The 21,099-nt window shown below is 32.2% G+C and carries 19 protein-coding genes; 1 reads left to right on the top strand and 18 read right to left on the bottom strand.

Annotated features, from left to right (window positions below):
• Positions 1-30: 30 nt before the first annotated feature.
• Positions 31-513: a CarD family transcriptional regulator gene (locus C3E90_RS08190; protein WP_236915158.1), complete on the bottom strand. Its 483-nt coding sequence runs from the start codon at positions 511-513 to the stop codon at positions 31-33.
• Positions 514-724: 211 nt separating this feature from the next.
• On the opposite strand from C3E90_RS08190, the gene C3E90_RS08185 reads away from it, so the two are divergent.
• The gene (locus tag C3E90_RS08185) at positions 725-1,141 is read left to right on the top strand and encodes a DUF1573 domain-containing protein (protein WP_236915157.1); all 417 of its coding nucleotides are present in this window, start codon (positions 725-727) and stop codon (positions 1,139-1,141) included.
• A 57-nt stretch (positions 1,142-1,198) separates the two neighbouring features.
• On the opposite strand, the gene disA is transcribed toward C3E90_RS08185, so the two are convergent.
• From disA to gcvPB, 17 genes are all read right to left on the bottom strand, one after another.
• Positions 1,199-2,242 (bottom strand): DNA integrity scanning diadenylate cyclase DisA, encoded by a 1,044-nt coding sequence (disA, locus tag C3E90_RS08180; protein WP_236915156.1) that lies wholly within the window; start codon positions 2,240-2,242, stop codon positions 1,199-1,201.
• A gap of 105 nt (positions 2,243-2,347) precedes the next feature.
• Positions 2,348-3,727 carry a DNA repair protein RadA gene (gene radA / locus C3E90_RS08175; protein WP_236915155.1) on the bottom strand — a complete coding sequence of 460 codons (1,380 nt, stop codon included), beginning with the start codon at positions 3,725-3,727 and terminating at the stop codon, positions 2,348-2,350.
• Between the two features lie 138 nt (positions 3,728-3,865).
• Positions 3,866-4,255, bottom strand: coding sequence for a DUF302 domain-containing protein (locus C3E90_RS08170; protein ID WP_272879098.1), 390 nt, complete (start codon positions 4,253-4,255; stop codon positions 3,866-3,868).
• Between the two features lie 40 nt (positions 4,256-4,295).
• Complete coding sequence (locus C3E90_RS08165) at positions 4,296-6,728, bottom strand: ATP-dependent Clp protease ATP-binding subunit (protein ID WP_236915170.1); 2,433 nt, start codon at positions 6,726-6,728, stop codon at positions 4,296-4,298.
• Positions 6,729-6,750: 22 nt separating this feature from the next.
• Positions 6,751-7,767: a protein arginine kinase gene (locus tag C3E90_RS08160; protein WP_236915153.1), complete on the bottom strand. Its 1,017-nt coding sequence runs from the start codon at positions 7,765-7,767 to the stop codon at positions 6,751-6,753.
• Between the two features lie 3 nt (positions 7,768-7,770).
• Positions 7,771-8,286 carry a UvrB/UvrC motif-containing protein gene (locus C3E90_RS08155; protein WP_236915152.1) on the bottom strand — a complete coding sequence of 172 codons (516 nt, stop codon included), beginning with the start codon at positions 8,284-8,286 and terminating at the stop codon, positions 7,771-7,773.
• Between the two features lie 16 nt (positions 8,287-8,302).
• Positions 8,303-8,761 (bottom strand): CtsR family transcriptional regulator, encoded by a 459-nt coding sequence (locus C3E90_RS08150; RefSeq protein WP_236915151.1) that lies wholly within the window; start codon positions 8,759-8,761, stop codon positions 8,303-8,305.
• 225 nt (positions 8,762-8,986) lie between these two features.
• Positions 8,987-9,826 carry an LPXTG cell wall anchor domain-containing protein gene (locus C3E90_RS08145; RefSeq protein ID WP_236915150.1) on the bottom strand — a complete coding sequence of 280 codons (840 nt, stop codon included), beginning with the start codon at positions 9,824-9,826 and terminating at the stop codon, positions 8,987-8,989.
• Positions 9,827-9,909: 83 nt separating this feature from the next.
• Positions 9,910-10,494 (bottom strand): TasA family protein, encoded by a 585-nt coding sequence (locus tag C3E90_RS08140; RefSeq protein ID WP_236915149.1) that lies wholly within the window; start codon positions 10,492-10,494, stop codon positions 9,910-9,912.
• 35 nt (positions 10,495-10,529) lie between these two features.
• A complete protein-coding gene (locus C3E90_RS08135; RefSeq protein ID WP_236915148.1) occupies positions 10,530-11,078 on the bottom strand; it encodes a TasA family protein in 549 nt (182 codons plus the stop codon).
• Positions 11,079-11,151: 73 nt separating this feature from the next.
• Positions 11,152-11,706 carry a signal peptidase I gene (locus tag C3E90_RS08130; protein ID WP_236915147.1) on the bottom strand — a complete coding sequence of 185 codons (555 nt, stop codon included), beginning with the start codon at positions 11,704-11,706 and terminating at the stop codon, positions 11,152-11,154.
• 29 nt (positions 11,707-11,735) lie between these two features.
• On the bottom strand, positions 11,736-13,511 hold the full coding sequence (locus C3E90_RS08125) for a Cna B-type domain-containing protein (protein WP_236915146.1): 1,776 nt from the start codon (positions 13,509-13,511) through the stop codon (positions 11,736-11,738).
• Between the two features lie 207 nt (positions 13,512-13,718).
• Positions 13,719-14,906, bottom strand: a complete 1,188-nt coding sequence (locus C3E90_RS08120; RefSeq protein WP_236915145.1) for an AfsR/SARP family transcriptional regulator — start codon at positions 14,904-14,906, stop codon at positions 13,719-13,721.
• Positions 14,907-15,020: 114 nt separating this feature from the next.
• Positions 15,021-17,084, bottom strand: coding sequence for an elongation factor G (fusA, locus tag C3E90_RS08115; RefSeq protein WP_236915144.1), 2,064 nt, complete (start codon positions 17,082-17,084; stop codon positions 15,021-15,023).
• 478 nt (positions 17,085-17,562) lie between these two features.
• A complete protein-coding gene (locus C3E90_RS08110; RefSeq protein ID WP_236915143.1) occupies positions 17,563-18,297 on the bottom strand; it encodes an aspartate/glutamate racemase family protein in 735 nt (244 codons plus the stop codon).
• A gap of 44 nt (positions 18,298-18,341) precedes the next feature.
• Positions 18,342-19,457: an ATP-NAD kinase family protein gene (locus C3E90_RS08105; protein WP_236915142.1), complete on the bottom strand. Its 1,116-nt coding sequence runs from the start codon at positions 19,455-19,457 to the stop codon at positions 18,342-18,344.
• Between the two features lie 71 nt (positions 19,458-19,528).
• Complete coding sequence (gene gcvPB / locus C3E90_RS08100) at positions 19,529-21,088, bottom strand: aminomethyl-transferring glycine dehydrogenase subunit GcvPB (RefSeq protein ID WP_236915141.1); 1,560 nt, start codon at positions 21,086-21,088, stop codon at positions 19,529-19,531.
• Between the last annotated feature and the right edge of the window lie 11 nt (positions 21,089-21,099).

Raw genomic sequence — 21,099 nt, 5'->3', positions numbered from 1 at the left:
ATAATATAACAAAAATATTATCATTTATATTTATGCATAATTAACTGCTTCGTCTATAAGCTTTTCTGTTTCTTCTTGATCTGAATCAACTACTAAAACAATTTCGCTTATAAGCATTTGTTTAGCGCTATTTAGCATCTTACGTTCTCCTGTAGAAAGAGACTTTTCCATATCTCTTAACATTAGATTCCTAACTACAGAGGCAATTTCAAATATATCTCCAGATTTTATTTTTTCCATATTTATCCTATAACGCCTATTCCAATTTTGAGGCATTTTTGTTTTATCTCCCTTTAAAATGTTTAATACTTTTTCCAAATCATCACTATTGATTATTTCCCTAATTCCAATTTCTTCAACATTGTCTACAGGTATCATAACCTTCATATCACCTATAGGCATTCTCATAATATAATATTTTCTCTTTTCTCCTAAAATTTCTTTTTCCTCAATTCCTTCTATTATCCCAGCTCCATGCATAGGGTAAACGACTTTATCTCCAATGTTGAACATGTTACAACCTCCTATCATACTGCTTCTTAGTATATTATACAATAATAGTTAAAGGTTGTAAAGATTATATTCTACCACAGTCATAAATCGCTTGTCAACTCTTTATTGATGATTTTAATTTAAAAAATATTGATAGAAATATTTGACAACAACTTGTCCTTGTCAGTATAATAAAAACATAACCAATAATCATTTGACAGGGGTGGACTAAATGGACAGAAATACCGTAAGCATTGAAAAAAATGTTAGTTGCGATGATTTTCAAAAGCAAGTGGAAGATGTACTTATTAGACATAGAAGTATTCTTGATATTATAACAAAGTTAGATGAATATACTTCAAGGATTAATAGAGCTGTAATTAAATCTGTCACTTATTGTGGTTGTATTGAAATTCATGCTACAAAACAGGATTATAATAAAGAATCTTTAGAGGAAATTAAAAATAATATGAAAAACCATATTCAAGGAAATTTATGTCCCAGTTGTAAAGAGATACTAGAAGAAGAAATAGGTGCTTATATATTCTATTTATCTGCTTTATGCAATGCCTTAGACATAAAGATATCAGATGCTGTATTAAAAGAATATAGCAATATGAAAACCTTGGGGATTTTCAGCCTTAAATAATTGTAAATGTTATAGGCTAAGATATGTCAAAATATATCCTAGCCTTTTGTGTTAGGCTTATAAAAATTGATTTTGATACCTTTTTAAACCTTCTGTTATGCTAATAGTTCTTACTTCTCCTACCCCTTCCACTAAATCTAATTCATACGGACTAGCTTCTATAATGTTCTGAAGAGAACCAAAAGCATGTATTACGTTTTCTAGAACATTGGAAGGAATTCTTGGAATTTTACTAAGCACTCTATATCCTTTAGGTTGAACCTTAATATCCAATGTATCTAGCCCTTTATTATAACCCATTATATTAGCAATTAAATTTAAATTTAATAGTTGTTTAGAATTCAAGCTATTTATTTCTTTAATAACGGTAATATAATCCTTATGTCTATTGTTTATATAATCTTTTATTAGGTATATCCTATCATCTTTTACACCTTCCATCAATTCTACAACTTGCATATTAAGTAGTCTTCCTTCCGTTCCCAATTCAGATATATACATGTTTATTTCATTACCTATCCTCCAAACCATTTCTACTTTTTGTATAGCATTGACAACTTCATAAAGGCTTACTATATCCTTGAATTCAGATGTTGTCAAATTAAATATTACCTGTTCTAATGTATCCTTATATTTTTCTAAAGTTTGGACTGCTTGATTTGCTTTATTCAATATTTCATTAATATCCTTCAGCTTATATTTGTAATCCGATTTATAAATAGTTATAACTTCTCTTCTTTTGGATATGGCAATTACTAAAACTCCTGTTTGCTTTGCAACTCTTTCGGCGGTTTTATGGCGAGTTCCAGTTTCATTTGATGGAATATGTTGGCAGGGGAATAGTTGAGCATTAGCATATAAAATCTTCCTACAATCACTAGTAATTATTATTGCTCCATCCATCTTTGCTAATTCATAAATATAGGAGGGGTTATATTCACAGTTAATATAAAAACCTCCATAGGTAATATTTAATACCTCTTTAGTATTCCCTATAACTATCAAAGCTCCTGTTTTTGCATTAATAATATTATCTAATCCAGCTCGCAATTGGGTTCCTGGAGCTACCATCTTTAAAGTTTCATATAAATCTACATCCATATAAGTTCCTCCAAATCCTATCCTATATACGATATTATATGGAATAGATGGTCTTTCAATTCTCAAAATAAAAAGCTATTTTTTGAAAATCATCATTAGAAACTTTTATCTAAAAATATGCTCAATCACTTCCTGTAGAGTATTTAATCTTATCAATTCAATATTCTCAAAGTCCATATTGGATTTTATTCCATCTTTATGAATATATACTTTCCTATATCCCATTCTATCCAATTCTCTAATTCTAACCTCTAATGAAGGAACCCTCTTTAATTCACCTGTAAGACCTACGTCTGCAATAAAAACTGTATCACTTGGAATCCCTTCATCTCTTACTGAAGATACTATGCTCATTATTATAGCTAAGTTAACAGATTGTTCACTTAATCTTAATCCTCCCGTGGTCTTTATAACAACATTTTTGTCATATAAATTGATTTTACCCCTTTGTTCAAGGATGGATATTAAAGTGCTTAGTTGATCTTTTCTTAAACAGTCTCCTACCCTTGCAGGATATGGGGTAAAGGAATGGGATACCAAACTTTCTATTTCAACAATTATTAATCTCGAACCTTCTTTTATCACAGACAATGCACTACCCGGAATAGCTTCCCCATTTCTCCTGTTTGTAATAAAAAACTCAGAAGGATTGTCTATAGGTATCATGCCTTTTTCCTCCATTGCAAATAATCCTATTTCTCCTGTAGGTCCAAACCTATTCTTCGTTGCCATTAAAGTCCTTAGTTCTTCATCACTTTCACCTTCTAAATATATTACAGTATCCACTAAATGCTCTAATGTTCTAAGTCCTGCCATCTCATTAGCCTTAGTCATATGCCCTACCATGATCACTGCTCTTGGTCTGCTTTTATTTTTCGCCATATCTACCAAAGCATTGGCACATTCTATAGTTTGTATTGGTGAACCAGCTCTAGAATTAAATTCGTCCAATTTAAAGGTTTGAATACTATCTATAATTATTAAATCTGGATCTATAGTATCAATGGTATTTAGTACATTATCCATGCTAATATCGGATAGAATCCAAATATCCTTTGGAATTTCATCTAAAATTCTATTAGCTCTATTTTTTATTTGAGTTTCACTTTCTTCACCTGAAGCATATAATACCTTATTCCCTTGTTTTGCAATATCATTTGATACTTCCAATAATAAAGTTGATTTGCCAGCCCCTGGCCGTGCAGTCAATATAATAACAGAGTCCTTTACTATGCCACCACCTAATACCCTATTAAATTCATCTATACCAGTTACAATTCTCTGATTATAATCTACATCTATAGCAGACAGTTTAACCGGAGATGTTCTTTCTATTTTTTGGCTTTGTTTTCTATTAGCTATTTTGTTAGAATCCAAAAGGACTTCTTCAAAACTGTTCCAAGCACCACACTCAAAACACCGTCCCGTCCATTTTATGCTTTCATTCCCACACTGAGTACACCTATAAATAACCTTCTTCTTCATATTTTCCTCCTTAGCATTAAAGGTTAAATTATATAAATATTAGTTCTATTTATATTATAGCAGCAATTTATTTACAATGTCATCAATTAGAAATGAAAAGTCATAGTTTAAAAACTATGACTTTTCATTTCATAATATTTACTTTGCTGCCTCATCCATAGCCTTCCTTAATGCATCTTCCACTTCTTCAGCCACATCTTTTAATTTAGTCTCTTCCATCATCCCTAGTAAAGATGTGGGTTTTGGCATACCTATCATCACTTCCCCATCTATTTCACACACAGCAATTTTACAAGGTAAGAAATATCCAACCTGTATATTTTCTTCTAACACATTTTTTGCTTTTTGAGGATTACATACCTCTAATATTTGAAAATTCTTATTAAAATCTACACCTTTTTCCTTTAATTTATCCTTCACATTCATCTCCCACAAAACACCAAACTCATTCTTAATCAAGCTTTCCTTAATACTATTGATAGCTTCATTGAAACTTTTTGAAGTTTTAACCTCATATATGAAATCCAAATTTATCACCTCCTAGGATATGTAGGCAAGAACCCATAGTTTAAGCTATAGGTTCCTTATCAAATACTAGTCTATCTCCTTTGAAGTCTATTAATATATTGTCTTCTTTTGAAACCCTTCCTCTTAAAATTTCTTCTGCTAATTGATCTTCTATCATCTTAGTTATAGTTCTTTCAAGAGGTCTAGCACCATATACTGGATCAAATCCCTCTTTGCTTATATGTTCTATAATATTCTCTGTAACTCTAATATTAATATTTAATTTCTTCATTCTTTTCTCTAAATCCTTAATCATTATTCCTACGATTTTTTTCACATCTTCTTCCCTTAAAGAATGGAATACTATTACTTCGTCAATTCTATTTAAAAATTCTGGTCTAAAAGTCCTTTTCAACTCATCCATAATGGTTTCTTTCATCTTTTCATATTCTTCTTTTTCTTCTTCAGAAGCTACAGAGAAACCCAATACATTTTGCTTCCTGATGGATGTAGCCCCTACATTAGATGTCATTATTATTACCGTGTTTTTAAAATCAACAGTTCTTCCTTTAGAGTCAGTTAACCTACCATCATCTAAAATTTGTAATAATATATTGAATACATCTGGGTGAGCTTTTTCAATTTCATCAAATAATATTACAGAATAAGGTTTTCTTCTAACAGCTTCTGTTAACTGTCCTCCTTCATCATAGCCTACATATCCTGGAGGAGAACCTACTAATCTCGACACTGAGTGTTTCTCCATGTATTCACTCATATCGATTCTTATCATAGAGTCCTCGTCACCAAATAAAGTTTCAGACAAAGCTTTAGCTAGATAGGTTTTTCCTACCCCTGTAGGTCCTACAAAAATAAAGGTACCAACTGGTTTTTGAGGATCTTTCAATCCAACCCTTGCCCTTCTAACTGCATTGGATACAGCTTCTACTGCTTGGTTTTGTCCTATTACCTTTTCATGTAATACCTCTTCAAGGTTTAGAAGTTTTTGGCTTTCCTCTGTAGTCATCCTACTAACAGGAATTCCAGTCCAATTAGAAACAACATAGGCTATTTCATCATATCCTACAATCATATTGGATGTTTGCTTTTCTTTTTCCCATCTGGTTTTTTCTTTTTCTAATTCCTCTTTAATACTCTTTTCCATATCCCTAATTTTAGCTGCTTTTTCAAAGTTTTGAGTATTTATTGCTTCTTCCTTCTCTTGAGATAGCTCTTCCAATCTTTCCTCTAAATCCTTCAATCCATCAGGAGCTACATAGGAATTTATCCTTATCATAGAAGCAGCTTCATCTATTAAATCAATAGCTTTATCTGGTAAGAACCTATCACTAATATATCTACTAGATAATTCTGCTGCTGCTTTAAGGGCTTCGTCGGAAATCTTAACTCTATGATGAGCTTCGTATCTATCCCTTAAACCTTCAAGTATTTTAATAGTATCCTCTACAGTAGGTTCTTCTACCATAATAGGTTGGAATCTTCTTTCCAAAGCTGAGTCCTTCTCTATATGCTTTCTATATTCATCTATGGTAGTAGCCCCTATTACTTGAAGATCACCCCTTGCAAGAACTGGCTTAAGTATATTAGAAGCGTCTATAGCTCCTTCAGCAGCACCAGCTCCAATTATGGTGTGAAGTTCATCAATAAAGAGTATTACATTACCAGCATCTTTTAATTCTTTCATTACGGATTTTAATCTTTCTTCAAATTCACCTCTATACTTAGCTCCTGCAAGCATACCAGGTAAATCCAAAGTTACTACCCTTTTATCCTTTATTATTTCTGGAACCTTTCCTTCCACAATCTTTTGAGCTAATCCTTCTGCTATAGCAGTTTTACCTACACCTGGTTCTCCAATAAGTACAGGATTATTTTTGGTTCTCCTGCTAAGTATTTGGATTACCCTTTCAATTTCTTTTGCTCTTCCTATAACAGGGTCGATTTTCCCATCTACTGAAAGTTTAGTCAAATCCCTACCATATTTATCTAAGTTTGGAGTAGATTCATTTCTTCCTTCTGGCGTTGATGTTGATTTAGATGCACCATCGGATAACAAACTAATAATATCCTCTCTTAATTTTAATGTATCAACTCCCAATTTTTTCAATATGGCAATGGCTACTCCTTCACTTTCCTCTAATAGTCCTAACAATATATGTTCAGTGCCTACATAATTGTGCCCTAAATTTCTTGCTTCTAAAAAACTTAACTCAAATATTCTTTTAGTCCTAGGAGTAAAACCCATAATATCTGCATTATAATTTCCCTCCCCTATAGCCCTAATAACCTCATTTCTAACGGTATCTAAATCCACTCCCATTTTGTTTAAAGATTTAGCTGCAACCCCTTCTCCTTCTGCAAGTAATCCTAACAGTATATGTTCTGTACCTACATAGTTATGACGTAATCTTTTCGCTTCTTCTTGAGCTAACAATATAGCTTTTTGAGCTCTTTCAGTAAATCTTCCAAACATTGCCATTTTATCCCCTCCTAATCTATATCCTTTCTCTAATAAAATTAGCTCTAACAATGTTTCTTTCCTCTTGAGTTAATTCTTTATCTGTGTTTTTTTGAATAGAACCTGGCTGAACTTCAATCATAAATTTTGTAATCTCTTTAAGACCTATGTCATCAATTATACCCATTTCTACGCCTAACCTTACATTTGATAGAAGTCTCATAGCTTCTTTAGATGTCATATTCCTAGAATACTTTAATACACCTAAAGACCTAAAAACCTTATCTTCCATTTCATTTTTCCTTTTCTCAAGTAAACTATTCCTAACATCTCTTTCCTTATCCAAAATTTGATATATTACATTTTTCAATTTTCTTATTATTTGTTCTTCCCCTTCTCCTAAAGTCATTTGATTGGATATTTGAAATAAATCACCTATCGCCTCAGTGCCTTCTCCATATAGACCTCTCACAGTTATTCCAATTTTATTTAGTCCATTTATCAAATTCTTAATATATCCTGTAATTGATAAAGAAGGTAGATGGACCATAACTGAAGCCCTAAGCCCTGTTCCTACATTAGTAGGACAAGCTGTCAGATACCCAAAATCTTCATGGAAAGCAAAATCTAAAGAACTTTCTAGAAAATCATCCATGTCATTGCCTATCTTCCAACCTTTTTCAAAATTTAAACCAGGAAGTAAAACTTGTATTCTCAAATGATCTTCTTCATTTATCATTATGGTAATATTTTCATCATTTCTCAATAAAAAACTACCATAATCTGGTTTTTGTATTAATCCTGGACTAATTAGATGTTTCTCTATAAAAACTACTCTTTCTAAAGGGGTTAAATTGTTTATCCTAGTAAATTTATAGTTCATATTATTGGGAAGGTCTTTCATCACATTTAGAACTGTTTGAGTAAGTCTTTCCGATTCCTCCAAGTTCATCTTTTGTGGAAATCTATAGTTTTTTAAATTCCTAGCCAGTCTTACCCTTGTACTAACAACTACATCTTCTTCAAAGCCTGTTCCTTCAACCCACTTTACCATTCCCTATTCCTCCTTTTGCACATCTAATTCGCTCTCGATTTTCTTGATTTTATCCCTTAATATGGCTGCTTCCTCAAAAGCTTCTTTAGATACAAGTATATCCATTTCTGTTCTCAGTCTATCTATTTCTCTTTTTTTAGCAAGGGTTTTATTAGTTCTTTTGGGCACCTTCCCTACATGTTTATTATGACCATGTATACCTCTAAATAATGGAATTAAATTTGATTTGAAAGTATCATAACATTGAGAACATCCAAATTTTCCAGTTTGTCTAAATTCAGCATAGCTTAAATTACAATAAGGACATGTAAACTCTTCTACTTCTTTCTTAGTTGGTTCTCCTTGGATACTATCAATCAACCCCGTTAATAGTTTATGGAATGAAAAGGTAGTATCAAATTCAAATTCATTGTTATTCATAGCACATTCATCACACATATGCAGTTCTTCTATTTGACCATTTATTATTTTAGTATAGTGAACTGTTGCATTATTCTTATTACAAACTTGACACAACATTTTTTTAACCCCCTAATTATCTAATGAGAATAAGAAGCATATTTTTAAGTATATCTGCCCGTAAATTATTTCTACCTACAGTAACCCTACCTAAAGCAGTATCCTCTATAGCTGCCTTCATAAGCATTTCTTCTCTTTTTGAAATTATTTTTTCCTCCCTTAAACCCTCAATTAAATGGTAGGCTTTATTTTTAGTTATGGTCTCCCCTATTACATTTATAATTAAATCCCCCATATCTTGATCTTCTTCAATTCCTACCTTCATTATCTTAATATACCCGCCTCCACCCCTTCTACTCTCAATATAATAACCTTTGTAAGGAGTAAATCTTGTGGTAAGTACATAGTTTATTTGGGAGGGTGCACAACCAAATTGTTCTGCTAATTCATTTCTTCCTATTTCAATTATCCCATTTTCCGCTTCTTCTAACATCTCTTTTATAAATCTTTCAATAATATTACTTATCCTTGGCAAAGTATCACTCCCTTGACTTTGACTTTCTTTGTCTTTTCATATATATTATATATCTTTTATTAATATTTTCAATACCTTATAAAAAACTAAAAATATAGTTTAAAAATGCCTCTAACTATATTTGTTATACCCATAGTTAATATTAATATTCTCATATATTATGCTTTTCATAAGAAATAAAATCGCCTTTTCAATTCTAATAAGAATAGCTGAGAATTATCTCAGCTATTCTTTCTTTTTAAACCCTAATCCTAATCCAAGTAATACCATTGCCCCCCCTAAAATATAGAACAATACAAGGGATGCTTCCCCAGTCTTTGGTAGCATTGGTATTCCTTCTGGAATCTCTTCCTCTATTTCTTCAATAGGCTCTTCAGGTTCTTCTATAGGCTCCTCTGGAACCTCTGGCTCCTCTGGTTCCTCTATAGGTTCTTTAGGTTCTTCTATAGGCTTCTCTGGAGCCTTAGGTTCTCCTGCTGGAACCTCCTCATCACGAATGGTTACTGGCGGTTCCCACGGTTCATCAGAATCGCCAGGATCATCACCTGGTGGTGCAATAGATTCTGCTATGAATATCCATTTTACATCTACAGACTTTCCTTGATATTCGTTTCCTGTTTCAGGTCCAGGTAAATGAACTGTAGCTATTAATTCTTCATTGCTACCGGTATTAAATCTCCCTAAAGCTATATTTGAGGTTGCAAAATCCTTTATTGGTCCTTCATATATTTTATTTCCTTTAAGGGTTACCGTAAGAATTAAAATATCAAAAAGGTCTGCTCCATCAGCGGGGGCTTCTCCCATTCTCTCAGCTCTCATATATAAATTGAATGGATTATTATAATTATTTTTAATTGTGATTTTTGCAGTTTTAGTATCTCCTGGATTTAAATTTGTTAAGTCAAACAATCTTTCATTGGCAGGTTCTACTACCAACCCGGTATCCTTTCCTATCAACTCCAAATCAGCTGCATAGATAGTAGAAAGAAAAGATGAGAATATTAATCCAGCAATTATTAAACTAAATCCTATTGTGGTAAAAATTTTTGATAGTGATTTTTTCATACACCACCCTCCTTTCATAGGGTGCCTCCTTTTTTTGTTTGAAAGAGGCATGGGATATACATGCCTCTATATATTAATTAATATTATTCTGTCCACTCCTCAACACCTACTGGCAAATCAGAAATGCCCCATTCAGTTTCATATGCTTTATAGGAAGCTTGAACTGCTTCTGCTTTAACTTCTAGTGTAAAGGTTGCACCTTGGTAATCATTGCCCATATCAGGTCCGTTAAATTTAATACCAGTTATCAATGCATCTGTGATATCATCTTTATTTAATATTTTATGGTAGTAGTAATAATCACCAGACAGTATCCATTTTGAAGAATCTAAACCAACATATTCAGCTGGCGCTAATGTATTATCTGCAGTTTCATCTTCAAAGGTCCATGTTGGTGTCAGTTTAACTCTTACATAAGTTTGCTTGCTACCATTACTTAGAACTTCTATCTCCTTTTCATGGTTATCACCTGGGTTAACATTGTCTATGTTTATTCCATTAAATTCTCCTCCCACAGTTATGCCATTTTCTATTAAGTCTATATCCACTGTACCTGCTTTAAAACTATTTACTACTTCACTTGAATCTGTAAACCAAGCCATTGTACCCAATACTAACAATGCTACTAAAAGAATTATTGAACCTAACATTATATTACGCTTTTTCATTATTAAATCCCCCTTAAATTATAGTATTTTATTTGTTATGGTGTTGGAGTCAATATTTCAACTCCCGTTGGTAAACTGTCTATTCCCCAAACGTCTTTATATGCCTCGTGGGAGGCTTGAACTGCTTCTGCCTTAACTGTTATAGTAAATGTTGCACCTTGATATTCATTGCCTATATCACTAGCAAAGGTTACACTTTCCAATAACAAAGATGTTTCCTCACCCTGTTCCAAAATATATTTGTAATAGTACCAACCATTTTCATATACCCAATCATCTTCATTAGTGTTTAATATTACCACATCAGTACTTAAATTGATTGGATTCCACTGAGGTATTAATGCTACTCTTACATAAGATCGTTTAGTACCTATGCTTTTTACTGATACATTTTTAGTTTTTTCATCCCCAGGGTTTATATTGTCTAAGTCTTCAAAACCATGTTCATTTACTTCAATCTCTACTGTTCCGGCTGTAAATAGATTGGTAGCTACCTTTGTATCGCTAAACCATGCCATAGTGCCTACTATTAAAAGAACTGATAAAGCTATTATTGAACTTATTATTATTGTCTTTTTCCTCATATTTTCCCCTCCTTAATCCTTAATATGGCTTTCTTTTAGTTAAGAACAAGGTTTTACCCAAAAGGGGAATGCCTTATGATTTTATGCCTCCTTTACTCACTCCCTCTTCACTACTACCCACATTCTTTTTCTCTCTTTTTTCAAGGAAATGAGTAATTATTCCAATCACCATTATAACTATTATTATGATTAATCCAATTTTAGTTTTTAATGGTCTTAACAAAAAACCTATATAGGGTATAGAAAATACTACCTTCCCAACAAGTTTATTTGAATCTAAAGGCATTGGATCCTCTGTTTCATTTGCATCCCCCTTGGTTATGAAGGAGGTTCCTCCATTTTCAATATCCATTACCCTATGGGTTACTACAGAATCCCCTGAACCTCTATAGGTAATCATATCCCCCTTGGTTATTTCATTGGCTTCTTTTTCTTTTACTATGGTTAAAGCTCCTAACTTTAGAGTGGGGCTCATACTACCACTATCTACTGTATACAATCTATAACCTAAAATGGAAGGTTCTTTGCCCATTATTCTAGTCTGGATAGTAGTAAATATTAGAACTGCCATTACTATCATAAACAGGATGAATAATATATTTTCTATAGCTTTCTTTTTGTTTACCATAGTTAACCCTCCACCTTTTAATTTCGCCTCTACCCCTCAAATTCGTTAAACATTTGTAACCTTCTAAAATATTCAATGCTTTCAATTGAAATATATTCGAATGGATTGGTTTTTGTATTCAACGCAAAATCCTTTGATGCTAAATCTATTCCTTTATTAGAGGTTAATTCTACAAAGCCTATTTTCATCATAAAAATGTTTACTTTAGAACCTGGATCATCCCAGAACCATCCATCATTGGTACGTTTATTGGTAACTGTTGCTGTGGCTTCGTTGCTTTCAAAAGTTAGTGTAATTTCTGAAGGTGAAATACTAACTAGTTCATAATTCATTGGTACTACTTCTTCTATTCTGTATTTACCAGTTACCAATCCAGTTATCGTATTAGATTCCCCATGACTTAGGCTTAAAGTATAGACTTTATCCCCAGGTCCGTAGATAAAGATATAAAATTTCCTGTCTCCATCTTTATCAGAATCAAAATCCTCTACATATTTTGTTATAGTAATCTCCCCTTGAGGAATAAAGGTGTTTGTTACTATTAACCCATCCAATGTCTTTTCATAGTACATTGGTACTTCTGCTTCATCGATAAAATAAATATATGGTTGCCCATAAGGATTATATTCTGGCATATCCTCCCAAGTATAGCTCCAAGGTAAAGTTTCATTACCATCTACTATACCTTCGTTGGCAATTTCAGATGGACCTAGACCTACTTGTCTTTTTAATTGTAAAGTTACTGCTGGCCAATTTTCTCCGCCAACCCATTCTTTATATCCTGTTACTTCTATTGTTGGAACTATTACTGTCATATAGCCACCTACATCATGCCCCCCTCCTATACCCTTGATAAAGAAGTCTACTTTCCCACTTTCAGGTATAGGTAAATCAAATATACTAAATCTAAATACTGTCCAGTGTGAATCTTTTACATTACCTTTTAGTCCCTCTGGTTTATAGTCTTCATCATCCACATAGATATCAACCAAAGGGTTATATCTATCAAAATCAGTGGAAGTTACTGTGTTTAAAGTCATATACTCTAGTTCATGAGTAGACTTAACTGCTGCATACACTATGCCATTCTTTAACCATATAAGCACTGGTATGGTATGATCGTTGATAGATTCACCTTCAAGTACAGTCTTTACAACTACTCCTTCTTCTGAATAATAATAGCCTGGAGTAGCAATTGCCATAGGCATAATATTCGATAAACTTAGCCCTGGATTCTCAATATAATAGACTTCGATTATATTATTCTCTTCACTTATTTCAAAAGGTAATTTAGTTGACCTATCTTCATCTACTATATATCCATCAGGCATATTCTCATGGGAAACTTCTTCTACTATAGGATTATCTATTGATACTACTCCTTCCACTTCCCATGAATCTGGATTTTCTCCATCTAGATAATATCTGATTAAATATACTAAAATTTGCCCCTCTAAATCTGTTGGTTCTTCTAAATTCTCATCTTCTACGGAATCAGTAGAATCTGTTGACTCTTCTAAATCCTCATCCTCTTCTGCTGGTTCTTCTGGTTGCTCTGGTTCTTCTGGTTCTTCTGGTTCTACAGGTTCCTTTAACTCCTCTGGTTCCTCATCTCCACCTGGTTCTTCTGGAACTAAATGTTCCTCTGGTTGTTCTGGATTCTCACCTTCTTCTAGTCCTTCTGGGTTTGTATTTTCTTCCGCTGGAGCTTCTGTTTCTTCATCTCCACAGGTATAAAACCCAGTTCCTATTACCAAAATTAATACCAATAATATAGCCAATATTCTTTTGATATTTATGCTCATTTATTTATCACCTCCATAATGTTAAATAATCTTACAATGATGTTTAAATCTTTCTAATTCATATATACCTAGATGATGTTTCTCAATAATTTCATTATTGCTATTTTTTAGTTTCATAAGGGCTTCATTTCGATTTCATAAAATAGAAAACCGCTAAGCCTTGGTTTTACAAAGCTTAGCGGTCTTTCCATGTGTTATTTCTTTTATTTAAATTGGTTTTGTCTTTATGTCTAAATAAATTCTTTTATCTTTATTGATTGAATTAAATTTACTTAGAATTCTATTTTCTACTAAGAATATATTTTTATATTCAATATCATATAATATGAAAGTTATTTGGTTTCTATTCCAAATAGAAAATACATCCCCTTTTCTTAATAAAGTATATATAATGCCTTCCAAATCTTTCATTGGCTGTAAGTACAAATCATCATTTGCTTCAATATTTTTTGATGGATTAATGGTTATAGTTCCAACAAAACTCCCCTTTTCACCTGCTCTAATATTCCTCCTCTTCTCTAGATTGTATAAAAAAGTAAAATAATCAGGTTCACAAAACAGAGCCCCTTGTTTTTCTTTGTGTTCACCTAATCTTTCATCAATATGGGAAATTTCGATATATTTACTATCTTCAAAACTTTCCATTAGCCTCCTATACAATATTTTCATTTCTTGGGAAGGTCTAATATTCATTTCCCTATACAATTTAGAGGTTATATACTCATAGTGACTAAGAGCATATTTCTTTTCATTTTTATTTATTAAGGCTTCAATAAAATAAATATTTAAATTCTCATTAAAAGGAACTATATGCATTGCACTCTCGCTTACCTCTATGATTTCTTCATACCTTCTATTTTCCTTTAGTAGTTCTAACAGTCTAGAAATTGCTTGCAAATATAACCTATCGTATCTATTTCTAATTGGTATAAGCCATTCTTCATATTCACTTTCACTTAAATAATGCCCTTTATAGATAGAAATAGCTTCATAATAAGATTTTATCGCTTCATCCTTAGAAATCTCTCTTAAGCTGTTGGCTCTTTCAACAGCCCTTTCAAAAATATCCACATCGAATATGCATTTTTTTTCATCTAAATTAAATATATAATATCCATAAGTAAAAAGGATTTTAAAAAAAACCTCTTCCCCTTCCTCTCCACAAATGCCCTTTCTTAGTCTAGATATCTGTGTTCTCAAAACCTTCTTAGGGTCAATAAAGTCTTCATCATACCATAAGTCTTCAATAATTCTTTCAGAGGTAAGTTTTTTATCTTTAAAGGTTAAAAGGTATTTAAAAAGTTTAATCAGTCTATAAGGATATTGGGTTGTACTCAATAGGGATTTGTTGTCTTTAACTATGTCAAAGTCTCCAAGTGTAATAACTTTAATCATTATTACGCCTCCTTTCCATAAAACTAATAGACTTATTTTAATATACCCAACTTCTAAAGAACTAAATGAAAGAAAAAAGTTCGACTATTGCCATCGAACTTTTTCTTTTATCTATTACTCTTTTTCTGCTTTAGCTTCTTCTATTATTTTTTCAGCAATATTTGAAGGAACTTCATCATATCTTACAAATTCCATGGTAAAACTTCCTCTGGCTTGGGTCATACTTCTTAAATCTATAGCATATTCAAACAGTTCAGCTTGTGGTGCTTCTGCTATAACTAGTTGAGAACCATCTGCCTGAGGCTCCATGCCTAAAATTCTACCTCTACGTTTATTCATATCACCCATTACGTCCCCCATATAATCTTCAGGAATTAATACTTCTACTTTCATAATAGGTTCTAATAATATTGGTTTAGCTTGTTCCATACCCTTTTTAAAAGCTAAAGAAGCTGCTATTTTAAATGCCATTTCATTAGAGTCTACAGGATGGTAGGAACCATCAAATAATGTAGCTTTTAAATTTACTACTGGATATCCTGCAAGAACCCCTTCTTCTAAAGATTCTCTTAATCCTTTTTCAACTGCTGGGAAGAAGTTTCTTGGTACTGCCCCGCCGAATACCTCTTCTTCAAAAACAAATTCTTCATCTATAGGTTCAAATCTTATATGGACATCACCATATTGTCCAGCTCCGCCCGATTGTTTCTTGTGCTTTCCTTGTACACTAGAAGTGCCTTTTATTGTTTCCCTATAAGCAACTTTTGGATTAATTAAATTAACTTCTACCCCAAAGGTATTTTTTAATTTATCTATAATAACAGCCAATTGCATATTACCTTGCCCACCAATTAATAATTGTTTTGTTTCTGAATTTCTTTCTACTGCAAAGGTTGGATCTTCTTCCGTTAATCTGTGTAAGGAGGTTCCTATTTTTTCTTCATCTCCCTTAGCCTTAGGCTCTACTGCTAAGAACAAAGTTGGTTGTGGATATTCTATTCTATCATATAGAGTTGGATTGGATTTATTGCAAATACTATCTCCCGTTTGTGTAACTTGTAGTTTGGAAGTAGCCCCAATATCTCCAGCTACTATTTCAGATATTTCTATTTGGTTTTTGCCTCTAAGTACAAATAAGCCTCCTAATTTTTCAGTTTTATCCTTGCTAACATTGTATATATCTTGGTCTTTTGTAATCTTTCCAGATAATACTTTAAATAATGATAGTTTTCCTACAAATGGGTCTACAATAGTCTTGAATACTATAGCTGAAAATGGCTCAGAAACATCCACCTTTCTTTCAACTTTTTCTTCCCCTTTATAGCCCACATTTACTCCAACTTCCGCAGGATTTGGAATATAATTTTTAATTAAATTTAATAAAACATCAATTCCCATAGCTTTTTCTGCTGATCCAACTACTAGTGGTACCAAATCACCATTAGCAATTCCAAGTTTTAAACCTTTTCGAATTTCCTCAATAGTGAACTCTTCGCCTTCAAAATATTTTTCCAGCAACTCTTCATCTGTTTCAGCAACTTTTTCCATCAATAATTCATTTATGGATTCGATTTCTCCTTGAATTTCTGTTGGTATATCAACTTTCTTAGCAACTTTTCCATCATATTCAAAAGCTGTTCCATCAATGATATTTACCAATCCCTTAAAACTCTCTGCTTCCCCAATTGGTAAAGTAAAAGGTACTACCTTATCACCAAACTGCCCTTGAATATCATTTAGCACTTTTTCAAAATTAACGTTTTCTTTATCCATTTTATTTAAAAATATAACTTTTGGGATTTCATGCTCTTCTGAATATTTCCATGATTTTTCTGTTCCAACTTCCACACCAGAAGAAGCATCTACAACTAATATAGATCCTTCGCTTGCCTTTAAAGCGCCAAACATTTCTCCTACAAAATCAAAATATCCAGGAGTATCTAAAAAATTGTATTTTATATCATTCAACTCCACAGGTATTGCAGCTGTTCCAATTGAAACCTTTCTTGCAATCTCCTCTTTATCAAAATCTGATACAGTATTTCCATCATCTACTTTACCTTGCCTTTTAGTTATACCTGCAACATATAGTATTGCTTCCGTTAAAGTTGTTTTTCCACTACCACTGTGTCCTATTAAAGCTAAATTTCTAATTTCATCAGTTTGATATACTTTCATGAATACCTTTCCCCCTTAACCAGCGTTTTTGTTATTTATATTCAAAGATTTTAAATTATTAAAACCTTTCAAATCTAGAAATCATTATAACTACCCTTTTAGATTATATCATGAAACTACTATTTGTCATAGTGTTTTTTATTGTCAGGAAAATTATACATATAATACTATATATGTCATCAACTATTAAAAGGATTTGTATTAATTGACAATCATATTTAGAAAGGAACTTTACGATTTAAAACCTTACGTACCAGGAAAACCAATGGAATATGTACAAAGGGAACATGAACTTTAAGTAGAATCTATAATTTCTCTAACATTCTATTTACAAAATAATTAAATATTAAAATAAAAATTCCTTGGATAAAGGTAAGTACATCCAAGGAATTTTTCACCACATCATAGACATATCAACATAGTTTATCATATTATCTCATAGTTATTTTATTACAAATATAAGTAAAAATATGTTCTATCAATTTTTCATGAATTTTAAATCATTACTATTTAAGTCTTTAACTCTACCTCCTGCAGCATTTATAGCCTTAATAGCTAGTATTTTAGTTGGATCTATTAAATCCCAATCCAGTATTCTATATCTTTCAAAAGCAACGGGTAACTCAGTACATCCTAAAATAATAGGAACATGGTTATTTCTTAATAAACCATTTATCATCTTTTTAAAATCTGATATATTTGAATCTAGAACACCTTCTTTTATGTTGTAAATTAATTTAGTAACGTATTTTCTTTCTTCTGCTTCTGGACTTATTATTTCTAAATCATATTTTTGAAATATTTTGCTATATATCTTGGATTTATATGTTCCTTCAGTAGATAATAAAATGATTTTATTAATTCCAACATATTTATCTTTTATTGTTTTTGCAGTTTCCTCTATCATATTTATTATTGGTATGCCAATAAATTTGCATAGATTATCATAAAAATAATGTGCAGTATTACAGGGGATAATTATAAAATTAGCACCCATATTTTCAAGGGTTACTGCTGATTTTATTAAATATTTTAAAGGATCTTCTCCCCTGCCTAGAATATATTCTGTTCTATCAGGTATTTCTGTATTATTATCTATTATTAAATGTATATGATCATTATCCTTATGTGCGTCGGTATAATAAATTATTTTATTACATAAATCCATTGTAGCTAATGGTCCCATTCCTCCTAAAACTCCAACCTTATACATATTATTCACCTCGTAAAAATACATATGATAACTTCTAAACAATATTAATATGATATTGGATATACTACTTCTTCATTTAATCCAGTAATAACGCGGATATATCCACAAAGAGCCCTATCGATATTATCGTCCCCAGTATCTATAAGTAACGGCTTCCCTCTTAGATTATTTATTTTTTCCTTTGTTGCTATAACAATAATATTTTTCTTCCCTACTTTGGTAATTACTTCTGGACTAATTTGTTGATTACCTCTACCTAATATATACCCTTGTCCTCCTATAGGAGTAATTATTAGTTTTGACTTATTATTATCAATATTTTTTAGTATTTGTTTTTCTGTACAATCTAAACTTACCAAACTTTTATTACATACAATATCGATACCTAACAATGTATAATTTAATTTTAAACCTTTCATTATAGCCCTGGTGGTAGTCCCCGGTCCTATAATGTATAAACAATCTTTTTCCATCCTACTAATTATTTCAGTAGCTATTATATTTTGAGCTTGAACCTCATCCAACCTACTATTTGATTTTAATCCCTGAACATAGCCCTTTTGATAAGGTATAATTAAATAACCATATAATCTAGTAGAGACTATACCTTGTCTAAAAGCATTTTCATCAATATCAACAACTTCAGCTTCTTTTGTATTTATTCTTCCTCCTACTAAGTAATCTCTAGCTAATTGACCTGCATTTACAGGACTACTGGCATATACTGCTGAATGAATTTTAACTCCTGCGGGGACCCCTAGAACTACCATATCATTGTTAACCACACTATAGATATCTCTGGCAGTTCCATCTCCCCCGACAAAAATTAGAAGATCTAAATCAAATTCACTCAATTTTTTTGCTGCTTGAATTGTATCCTCTCTAGTAGTTATCGTCTTGTTAGTATATCCAATTACTTTTGTATTTAGGTTACATTTTTTAGCTTCATTTTCACCCATATTCCCTGAATAGGTAAAAATTTGAACATCATCCTTTATACTTTTGAGTTGCATTAATGCTGCAATACATCTTTGCGGTGCTTGGGGAATAGCTCCAAGTTCAACAGCTCTTTCCAATATTTCCTTTCCATCTGTTCCTTTTAATCCAACTCTTCCACCCATTCCTGCAATTGGGTTAACTATTAATCCTACTTTATACATTCTTTCACTCCTTTAAGTAATCCTATGCTAGTTTAAACTAGCATAGGATTTTAGTTAACCTAATTAATATATCATTTTAATCCATTCTTTTTTTTATAAGCTTTCCATGTTACAGCCCACTTGGATGGATCTTCAAAATATGAAGTATCTACCTTATGAATAACACTATTATGCGGTGCATTTCTTACATACTCTGGGTTTTCATAAGCTTCCTTAGATACTTCCTCTAAAATTGCAATATATTCATCTAACTCATCTTTAGTATAAGATTCGGTAGGTTCAAGGGTAAATGGTTCAGGAACTATCCAAGGATCATGACTAGTCCAATAATGCACTCCGAAATCTGCCATCCTCCTAGCAATATCCAAAGTAGTCACTCCCGTATCATTAGTAAGCTTATCCCAACTATATCTTGTTTGTTCAATACGGTGTTTCCCTGGGGAATATGGTGCGCTTGCCCCTTTAATCTTAATAATTTTATTTAATAAATAGTTATTATTTAATACTGCAATTCTAGCTGCTTCTTTTAGTCCTTCTTCGCCCAAGTTCATAATCCAAGCGTAGGCTTTTAATACAACTGGTATGGCTCCATAAAAAGCTCTGACTTTTCCTATGCTCTGTGGCTTATCGTAGTCTAGATAATACTTAATACCATCATACTCTATAGTAGGTACTGGTAAATATTTCGATAGTTCTTTTGTCACTCCTAAAGCTCCTGTAGCTGGTCCCCCACAGCCATGAGGAGCAGAAAACGTTTTGTGTAGATTAAAGAAACACATATCGAAACCCGCTTCTTTAGCACGAGTTATTCCTAATATACCATTTGCATTTGCTTGGTCATAAGAGCATAGTCCACCTACTTCATGAACCAACCTAGTAAATTCTTTAATATTAGGATTGAATAATCCAGTATCTTCTGGATTTGTTATCATTAATGCAGCCGTACGTTCAGATAAAACACTTTTTAAAGCATCCACACTTGGATAGCCTTCATCATCAGGATATAGGTTAATAACCTTATACCCTTTTATAGCTGGTGTGGCTGCATCCGATGGATGAGAAAATATTGTAGTAATAATTTCATCTCGTTGCTGGCTTTCATTTTTTTCTTCAAAATAAGCATGAATTATAGACGAAATTGTAAATAGAGCTTGAGAACCTCCTCCTGGTTGAAATGAAAATTTGTCCAAACCAGATATTTCTCTCATCAATAAATCTGTTTTATAAATTATTTCTAAGGCACCTTGTACAGTATCTTCATCCTGCAACGGATGTAGTTCAGTAATCGAATCTAAAGACGCTAACTGGTCATTAATCTTAGGATTATATTTTATTGTACATGTTCCTTGTCCAACATCAATGTTTAAGTCTCCTCCAAGAGTTTGCTGTGAAACATGCAAATAGTGTCTTAAAACTTGTGGTTGTGGGATCTCAGGCAATTTAGGACTTTCTTTCCTAATCATATTAGCCGGGATACTTGATATTCCATCACCTACCTCATCTTCAATTACCTTTTCTGCTTTTGGTATTAATATTCCTCTCTGACCTTCAGTAGATAACTCGAAAATTATAGGTTCATCCCATTTTGCCTGATGGTAATTCCTTAACTTGTTATCGTAATTTGAACTCATATTTACTACTC

It is taken from the genome of Clostridium sp. Cult2 (assembly GCF_021655075.1).
Classification (GTDB): domain Bacteria; phylum Bacillota; class Clostridia; order Tissierellales; family Tepidimicrobiaceae; genus Schnuerera.
Note: the sequence above shows the minus strand (reverse complement) of the source record. Positions and strands in the feature narration are given on the sequence as shown.